Source organism: Microbulbifer mixtoriginis (SeqCode) (genome assembly GCF_052467705.1).
The window spans coordinates 2464776-2477023 of the sequence record NZ_CP174322.1 but is presented as its reverse complement, the minus strand read 5'-3'; the positions used below and the strand labels follow the sequence as shown (position 1 = coordinate 2477023).

General features: G+C 44.8%; 10 protein-coding genes. 3 read left to right on the top strand and 7 right to left on the bottom strand.

What is annotated here, in order from left to right; all coding sequences use genetic code 11:
- Positions 1-80 precede the first annotated feature (80 nt).
- The 3 genes from ACJJIB_RS10990 to ACJJIB_RS10980 all read left to right on the top strand — a co-directional run bounded on the left by ACJJIB_RS10990 (position 81) and on the right by ACJJIB_RS10980 (position 1833).
- Positions 81-455, top strand: coding sequence for a hypothetical protein (locus ACJJIB_RS10990; RefSeq protein WP_444886072.1), 375 nt, complete (start codon positions 81-83; stop codon positions 453-455).
- Between the two features lie 292 nt (positions 456-747).
- The gene (locus ACJJIB_RS10985) at positions 748-1389 is read left to right on the top strand and encodes a hypothetical protein (protein ID WP_252085765.1); all 642 of its coding nucleotides are present in this window, start codon (positions 748-750) and stop codon (positions 1387-1389) included.
- Positions 1390-1563: 174 nt separating this feature from the next.
- Positions 1564-1833: a hypothetical protein gene (locus ACJJIB_RS10980; RefSeq protein ID WP_444885089.1), complete on the top strand. Its 270-nt coding sequence runs from the start codon at positions 1564-1566 to the stop codon at positions 1831-1833.
- A 108-nt stretch (positions 1834-1941) separates the two neighbouring features.
- Here the strand turns inward: ACJJIB_RS10980 and ACJJIB_RS10975 are convergent, their stop codons facing one another.
- The 7 genes from ACJJIB_RS10975 to ACJJIB_RS10945 all read right to left on the bottom strand — a co-directional run bounded on the left by ACJJIB_RS10975 (position 1942) and on the right by ACJJIB_RS10945 (position 12248).
- Positions 1942-2817, bottom strand: a complete 876-nt coding sequence (locus tag ACJJIB_RS10975; protein ID WP_444886071.1) for an alpha/beta hydrolase — start codon at positions 2815-2817, stop codon at positions 1942-1944.
- A 368-nt stretch (positions 2818-3185) separates the two neighbouring features.
- Positions 3186-4556: a M23 family metallopeptidase gene (locus ACJJIB_RS10970; protein ID WP_444886070.1), complete on the bottom strand. Its 1371-nt coding sequence runs from the start codon at positions 4554-4556 to the stop codon at positions 3186-3188.
- Positions 4557-4559: 3 nt separating this feature from the next.
- The gene (locus ACJJIB_RS10965) at positions 4560-5879 is read right to left on the bottom strand and encodes a peptidoglycan DD-metalloendopeptidase family protein (protein WP_444886069.1); all 1320 of its coding nucleotides are present in this window, start codon (positions 5877-5879) and stop codon (positions 4560-4562) included.
- 199 nt (positions 5880-6078) lie between these two features.
- A complete protein-coding gene (locus ACJJIB_RS10960) occupies positions 6079-6456 on the bottom strand; it encodes a BlaI/MecI/CopY family transcriptional regulator (RefSeq protein WP_444886068.1) in 378 nt (125 codons plus the stop codon).
- A gap of 612 nt (positions 6457-7068) precedes the next feature.
- Positions 7069-10197, bottom strand: coding sequence for an efflux RND transporter permease subunit (locus ACJJIB_RS10955; protein ID WP_444886067.1), 3129 nt, complete (start codon positions 10195-10197; stop codon positions 7069-7071).
- Entirely contained in the window at positions 10194-11552 is a 1359-nt protein-coding gene (locus tag ACJJIB_RS10950; RefSeq protein WP_444886066.1) for an efflux RND transporter periplasmic adaptor subunit, read from the bottom strand. The genes ACJJIB_RS10955 and ACJJIB_RS10950 overlap by 4 nt, the downstream gene beginning before the upstream one ends.
- Before the next feature lie 27 nt (positions 11553-11579).
- On the bottom strand, positions 11580-12248 hold the full coding sequence (locus ACJJIB_RS10945; protein WP_444886065.1) for a TetR/AcrR family transcriptional regulator: 669 nt from the start codon (positions 12246-12248) through the stop codon (positions 11580-11582).

Below are 12248 nucleotides of genomic sequence, written 5' to 3'. Positions count from 1 at the left end.
AGAAGATAAAAAGCTTCTGAATTAGCAACTATCAACAGCTATTGACCAATGACCAAATTGGTTTTAAAAGGGAGAAAGAGATGTCCCTCAGAGAAATCTATATTGACTCCAATTCCTTACCAAAATTTGGTTATTCCAGAGAGGAGGATGTCAATATGCTGATATCTAATCTGGATACTACCTTTCTAAATAATATCAGCATCGTTATTGCAAACGGAAAAGGAATAAGAATCTTCGACCAAGAGAGCATTAATCAATCAACGCTCATCGGATGGGTCTGTCGCTTCCCTGCCGGAACAACCCCTCCAAACGGTCTAAGAATTACTGAACAAGGCCCTGGGCAATATTACATTTCCCCTGAAAGAAATATGACAGTAACACGTTTTATCGAACTTCTGAAAGAAATGTCTCTGAAAGCAATAACTCTTTTCAAAAGAGCCGATAAAGCCATTTAGTGCTATTAGACACAAACAAGCAAACCAATAACAATCGAAGGTCTTTATTGCCTACAGACTTACTAAATAATACTGTAAGCAAAAATTAAAAAAGGCTTTTCCCAGAAGATTTTATTTAATCCACTCTCTTTTAATTTACCTTAACTGTAAGTAATGCTAAAGAAGTGGCCACTTAAACATTCCTTTTGAAAATAACTACGGATTTAAATCAACATCAATTCGTTTTGCCTTAAAAAACCACCTTGAAAAGAACCCAATAGAAACAACCCCCTATATTGAAGGAGAATACGTTATGCCCAATCAAGTCCGGAGCCGCACTACTGCTACCAGTTGCAATGACATGCTCGCCGATCTGAGCACCGCTCTGGGAGTACCTCAAGCCAATATGCGTTGTATAGGTGTAATGATACAAGCAGGTAAAACCCTAACGTCATTTAGTAATTTTAAGAAGACCATAGGCGGTGGACATGTATCACCATTTGTTGTGGACGCCAACGGATTACAGAGCTGGGACGAAGTCTGCGACAGCAGCTGGCAAACCTGGGCACAAAACTCTGCCACTGGTGAAACCCATGGGACTGTAAATGATGTTATGTTCTACCCAAGCTCAGCAAATGACATCACTATCTATGTACACCCTGCTACAAATACCGAAGTAGCAACTGTTGTAAATAGAGCCCAACAGCTCTTGAACGCCACCAATCTTGTTTATAACCACAACCCAACTCTTACCTCCAGCTTTCCCACAAGTGGAGACTGCGTTACCAAGAGTGCCTGGGTAATGGGGGCCTTCTCCTATTCAAAACCTATGCAAGGTGCAGTAACTCCCTGGGGACAAGCGGTAATCTATGAAGCCTACACATCACCAGTTAACTTTATGAGCAAATGGGTCAAGATCAAAAACAAGGGCTGTAAGCTTGGAGTGATGAACTAATATCTGGCTATAAGATAAATTCTTTATCAAGGCACCTGCATCTATAACCCGGCGAAGAGTTAGGCGAGTTCTGTTCTCTTTTGCCGGGCCTCTAACTGACCACATCGAAGAGAAGTGTTCGATGCTATAGTTAGTCCAGACGCCCCCTAATAACCACTGCTTGAGGAATATCTAATGGTTTACCTCTTTATGCAGGCCTCAGTGAAAGATTTTGATAAATGGCAGGGAGTCCTTATAGACTTCATGCCAATTTTAAAGCGAATGGGCAGTACAAATACATCAGTGTATCAAGAAATAGGCAGCCCCAATAATGTGACCGTGATTCATGAATTCACCTCCAAGGAGAAAGCTGAAGCATTCGTGAACAGTAACGAGTTACATGACTCCCGAAAAGAGGCTGAAGTCATAGGTACACCTAAGATTTGGTATACCGAAATGCTATAAAAAGACTAGCTTCATATACACACCAAGGTACCCTCCACTACTTAGGTTTCACCTATTTACTATGAGCAGATGATCAAAGAGCTTACCTAAATTCAATGTCGTGATGCATTAGTGCATCTTCCACTGATCCTGATAAAGCCACCTTAAACCTTTTGCCAAGCCAATTGGAAAGGTTGAATAGTGATCAGCCCCGCTTACCACCTCATCATTGAGAGACATACCCTGATAATTTCGTGAACGCAAACGCCCAACAAAGGCCTTGTGACCGCCCACCATGTCATGATTCATCCTCCCGTTTTCTTTAGTCTCCAGAGCACCTGTTGCAAGGTAAATATTTGCACTTAATGATTTATTCCTTTTTGAATACGCCTCCTCAATATCAAAAATCATTTCATTTTTATACCAAAGCGATGGACTAGTGAGAATATAACTGGAAAACAGATCCGGCTTATTCAACAATACCCAGGCACCAAATGACCCCCCTAAAGACTGGCCAGCCAAGATTCTTTTTACTGGGTTTGCTCGATAATTTTTCTCTACAAACGGGATAACCTCTCCCTCAATAAACCTAAGATATTCTGGAGCACCGCCGGTCTTGTAGCGCCTCCAACTTTTATCAACCACCGGGGTAAGATCCCGTACTCGACTAAACTGTCCCAGCTCCCCTTGCGCAAAAGAGATACCGATTACAATCGCCTTATTCATACTTTTCAGATGTGTCACACCTGCAGCGACTTTGAAAGTATAAGGGCCATCATTTAGATAAAGGGTGGGATAAGTTTGATCACTCTGAGAATCATCATAATAGCCAGCAGGCGTTTTAATGTATAAATCATATTTTCGCCCTAATATTTTTGAATGAATTGTAAAAACCTCAGAATTATCTAGCTCAAAAGCTCCAGGCTTGGGAACAACAAGTTCTTCAGCCAGCGCAGGAACGGAACATAGGAATAACACGACTACAATATGTTTTAACTTATACACACCCTACTCCTCAGAGTTTACTTTTGCACCCTAAAAACCTTTGCCTACCCAAATAGCAATCAGATCATAAAAGCATCAATTACCACAGGTATATGAGAGACATGCGGCACAGAAGCGAAAATAAAAAATTACTTGGCAACAAGTAAGGAATTTAGATTTTTATATCCAACCGAGACCATTATCTCACTCAAAGGTAAATCTCAGTCCTCTGCTTTCCTACTCTCATTATTAATAAACGATCACTATCGAAACCAAACATGCAGTACAGCTAAGCTCAAGCTCTGCCATCCACGTAAGATAGAAAAAATGCTCTATCATTTATACTGGGCCCCTAGCTCAAACAAACAAATAAATAAATAAATAATTTTTCAGTTTTTAAGTGCCTTGTAGACCCTTAAGGTTTCATCTACCGCCTCAACAAATTCATAAAAGCGCTCCAAACTTTTTCCTGTTAAACGATCAGAAGTAGGAAGATCCAATCTAAGTGGATCTATTGCTTTACCATTTTTATGAATTTCATAATGTAAATGCCGCCCCTTAACCCTACCTGTAGCCCCAAGATAACCTATCACCTGCCCTTGCTTCACTTTCATACCGGCCTTGATACCCTTGGCATAACCTTTAAGGTGCGCATAAATAGTTTGAATGCCCGATTTATGGGCAATGCGAATATAATTTCCAAAGCTACCAAAGTAAGAGGCCCTTTCTATAGTGCCATCTCCAGCGGCAAGTATTGGTGTACCTGATGGAGCACCAAAATCAAGGCCATTATGCATTCTTGTATACCCCAATACTGGATGTTTACGTCTGCCGTAATATGATGATAGACGTGCATTCTTTAGCGGAGTCTTCATAAGGAAGCTTCTTGAGCTTTTTCCACTAGGGTCCAAGTAATCAACAACGCCTGACTCACGATCTTCATAGCGATAAAGGGAAACGGAATCACTTTCTAGAGAAATCTTAGCAACATGTATTGCATTGAAAACTTCATCACCCTCTATATCATCCCGCAAAGTACTATAAAAGATGGAAAAGCGATCACCTGAACGAATCTCACGCTGAAAATCTATCTCGTAACTTAAAATTTCATTCAGCTTAGTCAGTATCGCATTATTCAGACCAAGCTGTAGACCAGACTTATATAAGCTACCTGCAATCTCACCTTCAACATAATGTTTTTGCAAAGTTGTTGGGTTTTTCTTCTTGAAAACGATGAGTTTTTGACTAGATTTCTTAATCTCTAGACTCTCAGCAAATGCCAATTTCACCCCAATACTTTGAAACCGTGATTGCTCATCAAAAGTTAACTGAAAAACCTTCCCCACTGGTATTGCATTGACATCAAAGTGCTCAGATAAAAGCTGTATGACTCTATATGCATCCTTATGACCAACGGAGTTTTCAATAAGCAAGGATAACAAACCCTGATTTTTAGCAAGCGATACGGACTTTATTCGGTCATATTTATTGGTAACAAGGGATACACCACCCATTTCAGACTCATCAATTTGAGTATTTTCCACCCTCAAATAGAACCTATCCGTTTTTGCCGAATAAAATATAGACAGAACATCTTCATTAAGCTTAAAGATACTCTCTTTCTGATCAAAAGACTTTGCCTGAAGTACCTTTGGGTATAGCAGTACCATCATTAGAATATAAATCAATTTAAGAGTAATACTGCCAAAAGAAAACGGTATTCTTTCAGAATCAGCATTTCCAACTAGACACGCTTTCATATCTCAACCAAACCACAATGCAAGCAAATGTTCCGGATCAACTCTTTCACCTTGCTCAATCAACTCAAAATGAAGATGAGGACCTGTTACTTTCCCGGTAACACCAACTGTTCCAATCTTTTGTCCGGCTTTCACATTTTCACCAACCCTCACCTCCCGAGAATCTAAATGCGAGTAAAGTGTCTGTGTATTATCTCCATGATCAACTATAATTATCTTTCCGTAATTTCTATGTTTGTAGTGATCAGTTGAAACAACAACAATTCCACTAGTAACAGAAACTATTGGCGAACCCAGCGGAACTGCGAAATCCGTACCAAGGTGAGGTTTCCTTCTGAACTCCTCTAAACCTCCAAATTGACTGCTTATACGTGCACCTTCAACCGGGGCTATCCATGTTTCTTTTTTAGAGCTAGCGATTGAAAAGCTAGAATTTACAAAAACTCCAAAAAATATTAGAAATATGGTAAAAAATACAAGTGCTCCTCTAAAGATCCCTGAAACCAATCTATTAAGCTCAGAACTTTCACAAGCAGCCTCCCTGATATTCACCACTCTCTTTTTAAAAAAAGTTAACTGATTAGCCTCTTCAAATACTGAAAAGGCAGCAACACCCTTACAGCTGGTTTGCCCAGAGCACTGCTGTAATGTTCGTAGCATTGCCTGGGCATATACTCTTCCACTTCCTATTTCGGAGGATTTTAATACTTCTCGGTCGCAGGATAGCTCAATAGCCCATAACATTTGCTCTTTAGCCCACCTAACAAATGGAATGAACCATAAAAAACTCACCAAAACATGGGCAACCATGATAAGCAAAGGGTCTCGCCTTCTTATATGGGTTAATTCGTGCTCCATAATTAATTGTCTTTCCTTGGCATCCATCGACATTAGATAACTAGGCAAAACGAGCCTCAAGTTAAGCAAACCAAAAACGAAAGGTGAGCACTGGGCCTTTGTAATAATTAGTTTTACATTCTTTTTAGACAGGTAATCAGACTGTTTACTGGTTAGCAGATTACTGACAACTTGTCGCTTGAGGTCCACCTCATTAGCAATATCCAGCATTTTAACCAATCGACTATGCCTTCTAAACATTATTATCAGGCTCAGTAATACCCCACCAAGATACAAAATCATCCAGGAGCCCGTTAGAATGTCGATATAATTCAAAGTTAGTGTTTTATTCTCCAGCTGAGCACTTTCAATTACTGTATAATTAAAAGCCGCCTCTGGAGGCGTAAGATCATATCTAAACTCAGGTACCAAGCCCGTTGAAAAGAAACCCAAAAATTGCGCAAGAAAAAATGGCAGACTAATCACACATAAAACACACACCCAAAAGCTACGCCAGCTAGTAACACGCCTAGACTTAAAACTGGCCAGAGAGGTTATTGCTCTTACAGTGATATAAATGAAGCATGCCCAAATTACGGAAAATATGGATGTAACAAAAAGATTGGGCGTAAAGAATGACAACGAGGATAGTAATTCCTGCATATAATCTCACAGCCTCCCCGATTCAGTTTGCTTCAGGCCAGGCATTCAACATTTCCTGTAGCTCTTCCAGGTCTTGATCATTCATTAATTTACTGTTAGCAAACATAGCTATAGGAAGCGGACCATCCAGCTCAAGAACCCGTGAGGCGAAGTCTGTGGCATATTGTGCAAGTGTTTCGACCTTTTCAAGAGCTGCCTTATAGACTTGAATACCGTGTACTTCAGACTGAATCACAAAAGACTTATCCCGCATTCTATCCAATGTTTTCCTGGTGGATGAATAGGACCAGCAGAGTTCTGATTTCACCTCTTCATGCAATTCTCTTGCACTTAGTGGACTCTGCTTCCAGAGTGCCTTTAGCAAAGTAAGCTCTGAGGGGGAGGGTTTGGCTTCTCTCATTTATTTTCTTCTCGCGACGTTAATCGCATTTTCGCTACACCGAGGGCAAGTATGCGACAAGAGTCGCACGCCGTCAAATAATAGATGGCTCTACCGGTCTTCATCCCCCGATGATTTTTTGCTCAGCAATAAATGGTGGGAACTAAACCAAAATTGATAACAACCAAGTACGAAGATTCGTAAGCCGTCATCTAGTAATTAAGTGGAATTAGGCTAGAAAGAGTGGATAGTCTGGGAGGCCTAGCTATAAATCAAACATTAGCAAAAACGCACAGGAATTTTTGGATAAACCTTAGTTAACCACTTTGCCAGGGAGTCCGGATTCAAATTCAATCAGAAAACCGCTGCAGAACCTGCAGAGAGTGTATAGGTACTTATATTCATATTCTGCTTTCCAGCCACTCCAACGACAGCTTCACTGACAATCCAATGCATCTTCTTATCAAGCTGAATAGGTCAGCATGACTCATACCGAGACTGCTCACTACACTTCAATATGGGTTCAAGCGGTAAAAATAATAAAACTGGTCGAACGCCTAGACCCACCAAGCGCAAAGTCGATTAAGAAAGCCGCATGAAAGATCATACGACTTTCTTCAAGTCTAGGATTAACTAGGCTACAACAAGTGTTTCTTTCTGATGCGAACCTGCCGTGTCTCCCTCCTCCAGGTTTTCCGTAAACCCAAAGTCCTCCAAAATTCCATAAAGCGCCGGCAGCACCAAAAGGATCAACACCGTTGAGCTACTGATTCCAAATACAATGCTGGTTACCAGAGGTACCAACACCTGGGCTTGTAAGCTTGTTTCAAACAGTAGGGGCAAAAGACCAGCGATCGTTGTAAGGGAAGTCAAGAAGATTGCGCGGAAGCGGTCGCGACTGGCTTGGCTTGCAGCGCTATGAACATCCATACCCTCGCGTACACGCCGTTTTACAAATTCCACCAATAGGATGGAGTCATTCACCACAATACCGGCAAGAGAGACAAAGCCCATCATACTTGGCATAGACATATTCTGCCCCATAATTAGATGGCCCCAGATAACGCCGATCAACGCTAGTGGAATGGCGACCAATACAATTAAGGGCTCTACATAGCTGCGAAATTGTAAAGATAATATCAGGTAGATACCAATAGCACCGACCAACAAGGCGCTGCCGATGGACTTACCTGTGACTTCACTGTTCTTAATCTCTCCCTGCATATCGACACGAAGACCGGGAAATTCTTTTTTAAGTTCAGCGAGGAATTTCTCTTGGGTATCCCCAAGCACCTGGCCCGCATTAGCTTTCTCAGTGAAGACGTCGGCAAATACACTTACTACTCGTTCACCATCTATTCGCTGAATCCGTGCGTAATCGCGATTCATCTCAACATCGGCAATGGCAATCAAAGGGACGCGCTGCTTGGTAACAGGATGGATAATGACCAGTTCATCAAAACGGCTCAGGGCTCCACGGGAATCCGCATCCATACGCACTTGGATCTCATAGGTTTCTCCCCGGTACTGAATCTCATCAATCTCCATTCCTTGATAAGCCGCGCGTAACTGGTTGGCAACATTACTGGCATCCAGGCCAGATGCGTAGGCACCCTCACGCATTTTTATGTTTAATTGCGGCTTGCCTGGACGTAGGTCATCCACCACATTCACTACACCGTCGTATCCTCGCAGCCAATTCTGCAAGCGAATAGAAACCTCTTTCAGCTGATCCAGCTCCAGTCCGCTGAGGCGTAAGTGAATAGCACGGCCCGCGGGACCTAAGGCTGGTTCTTTATAGAGAATCGCGATCGCACCAGGCGTTTCACCTGCAGCCTCACGCCAAGCATGGCGCAATTCATCCAAACTGGTATTACGCCCTTCCGCTGCCAGTAAGTCGACATTAATCGTTGCCACATGGGGTCCAGTTTCAAAGGCATCACCATTGACACCAAAGGTTACACTTGCGTGATTGACGAGAGGAGCGCTTTCCCTTTCAGAAAATTCAGCGGCTACTAAATCAAGAGCATCTAACTGTTTATCGACCAGTTTTTCCATATCCTGCAAGGAGGTACCCTGAGGCATTAGAATGCGAGCTTGCAGCAAATCGCCCTCCAAAGTTGGAAAACCCTGAAACTTCACAATCCCAGCCGGCAACAAACTTACAGTCAGAAAGAATAGACCGAGCACCCCACCAACAAAGGCGTAACGGTATTTAACGGCCCAATCTGCCGCACGCCCCACACTCTCACGCCAGCCTTCAAAGCGTTTGGCAAAAGCCTTCTTCCAAGCGGGTGTTCGGCTTTTGTGTTCAAGCGCATGGCGCAAGTGTGCAGGCAAAATTAAGAAGGCTTCTAACAAGCTAACAATTAATACTGAAATCAGGACAATCGGCAGCACTTTAAGCACCTGCCCCATATCCCCTTTAATGAAGATCAGCCCACCAAATACCATCACTGTGGTTGCAAAAGAAGACAGGACTCCACGGGCAACTCGCTTGGTCCCATTCACTACAGCCTCTAACGGGGAGCGACCATCGCGATGTTCGCTGGCAATACTTTCTGAAAGTACTATGGCATCGTCCATCAAAATACCGATAGCAATTAGTAAACCTACCAAGCTGATCATATTGATGGATACGCCCATGGCGGTGATCAGGGCAAAGGAGCCTAGAAAGGATACCGGCAGTCCCATCACTACCCAGAATACATAGCGACCACTAAAGAAAAGATATAGCGCTAGGGCAACTAGAATCAGGCCCTGCCAGGCATTGGAGATAATCATTTGCAATCGATCGGCAACGATGGAGGCGCTGTCTTGGGTAAGGGTTAGCTTGATCCCCTCGGGCAACTTCGCACTTTCACGATCGACAAAAGCACGCACAGCTTCCAGTACACGCAGGCTATCATCCACACTGTTTTTTTCTACATTGAGCAAGGCTGCGCGATGACCATCGAAAATAATCTTGTCCTCCGCCAGCTCAAAGCCATCATAAATTTTCGCGATATCGCCAAGGCGCACTTCGGCACCATCTTCGCCTTTAAGGACTACAAGATTTTCCAACTCTTCTACGTTACGGCGCTCTTCAGTAAAACGCAGCTGATATTCACGATCAGGTGTGGATACCTTGCCGGCAGGCATATCAATGGCTTGCTGATCAATAATATTGGCCAACTCCATCACACTGAGCCCGTACTGGCGCAGGTTGTAATCGGATATTTCGATCTGCAGCTGATGATCTGAGAAGCCCGAGATACGCACTATAGGGATGGCTGGGTCACGCAGTAATTCGCGGCGATAGTGTTCCGCCAATTGATTCAATTGTGGCAATGGCAGATCGGCACTGATAGCAATACTGACAACGCCTTGAGTGCGCCCCATTTCCTTGACTACCGGGCGCTCGCTCTCTGCTGGCAGCGAATCAATGCTATCAACCGCAGACTCCACATCCGCAACAAACTGGTTCATATCTCCAGCTTCCTGCATTTTCAGAGTCATCAGCCCGAGATTATCCTTAGCTTCACACAGGCGTTCATCAATAAAGCTGATACCGTCAGTGGCCTCCTCCAAAGGAAGGCAAATACTGTCTTCGACCTCAGCAGCGGCGGCACCGGCATAGGGGACGGAAACCTGCACTTCGAATTTATCGATTTCCGGCATGGTTTCGCGCTTCATACTGGGTAGGACAAACAGTCCGCTCAACATGAGTGCAACCATTAACAGGTTCGCTGCGGTGGGGTGTGCGGCAAAAAAACGAATCACTGCAGTGTACCTCCAGTATTCACTACCACGGCCTGCTGGCCGCTGCTCACAGACACGTCCATACCATCAATCGCCGGTATCACATCGGTGACAATAACCTGCTCACCGGGCAACAGGCCTGCACGAATTACCGTAATATCGCCCTGATGGTAATCCACCTGCACTTGCCGCAGGCGTAACTTGCCATCCTCCACCAGATACACCCTACCCTCATGCAAGGCCCGGCGGGGAATGGCTAGGGCAGGAGCGGAGGGTGCTATTAATTCCACACGAGCATACATGCCTCGAAACAGCGGCGGCTTTTTTCCGGCGAGGGCTTCGCCATAGGGATCGTCTACGGCAACCACTACTGAAAGCGTACGACTGGTACTATCGAGGGCCCCTCCCAGACGTACGACCTGGCCCTTCCACTCATTGTCTCCAGGCCCACCAACCAGAGTGATGCGCGCCTCCAAGCCCAATAGTATTTTGGGAAGCTCTTCTGGCGCTGGCACAAGGTCACTGCCTGGTCTGAGATTACGCAACAGTGGCGCCACATGAAGCATGGGAAGCTCAGCGGCAATTTCCACCTGATCCAGACCACTGGCATCGAATAAGCGCGCATTGCCTGCCACATATTGATTTTCCTCTACATGGACCTCACCAATACGCGCATCGAAGGGTAAGGTTACCTGGGTACGCTCCAGACTGTATTTACTATCCCGCACTTGAGCCTCAGAGCGCGCAATCTGGGCCTCGATTACCTTGCGGCGTGTTGGAAATAAGGAGAGCTGACTGGTTTGGTTTTGCACTTCCTGACGCAGGCGCAGCACATTTTGCTCTTCGACATCCACACTTGAGCGAGAAACCGTGCCCTTGGCCACTAACGTTTGCTTGCGCTCTAACTCTTTCTCACCCAGCTTCAACGTACGTTCGGCAATCTCCAAAGAGCGTTGGCTATTGACCTCCTCCACCTTGAGTTCCTGCAAATTAGCACGGTTAGCTGCCAAATCACTTTCAGCCCGCGCCAAGTTTAATTGGTAGCTAGTGTCATCAATTTTCAATACCAGGGTGCCGGCAGGAATAATATTTCCACTCTCTAACTCCGGCGCCGTGTAGACTATCCGACCACTCACCTCAGCATTGGCTTCAAGAAAGGTGCTGGGTTTCACTTCACCGTAAGCTACTGCTTGGGCACGTAGCGGCAGCTCTTGCACCAACACAACATTCACCGGGGTGATCAATGCATCCTGCACATCGTGGTTGGGCGGGCTCTTACTCATGACCAATGCCATTGAAAGAGAAATACCAACGGCAACAAGAATAGGAAGCACCAGGCGGCGATTCATCAGTTTCTGTAGTTGGACCTTTTTCATCACCACCAATCTCCCAATATTCGACTGTTACTCGGCTATAGCGTTGTTGGCCACTCCATGGAGCAGCAACTTAACGGTGTGGTCAATCCACTTATCGCTGGTTTCTTCATCCAACCTAAAAGAGAAAATCTCCTTGAAGGGATCCCCCGCGATAAAGGGGAATGCAACCAAACTGACAAAAGAAATCGGCATAAGATTAATATCTAAATCTGGACGTAGGTGGCCGGCGTATTGAAGTGCTTGTAAGAGCTCCCGCAACATAGGGCCCAGTACAGATGCCAGTCTATCGGTGAATAAATCGCGCATTCGACCAGGCTTGGAGGCCACCTCCCCCACAATAAAACGGGGTATCCAGGGCTCACGGATATAAAGGCGGATAATACGAGCCATTGCATCCCTCAGGGTTTCTAGACGGGGCTCCTTATCCCCCAGACTCATAGTGAGAAATGCCGGGCCACTCTGCATAAACTGACCGCGTATAACCTCGATAATCAGCCCTTCTTTACCGTCAAAGTGATAGCTGATCATGGCGGAATTTACCCCAGCACCCTGAGCGATCTCGCGAATTGAGATATCACGAAACGCTTTCTCACGAAGAAGTCTATGGGCAGATTGCATCAGGGACTCGCGTACCTGCCTTTCACGCTCTGGGTCCCTGGGCCGTCCACGGCCACGACTGGGTGTGGTGTTAGTCAA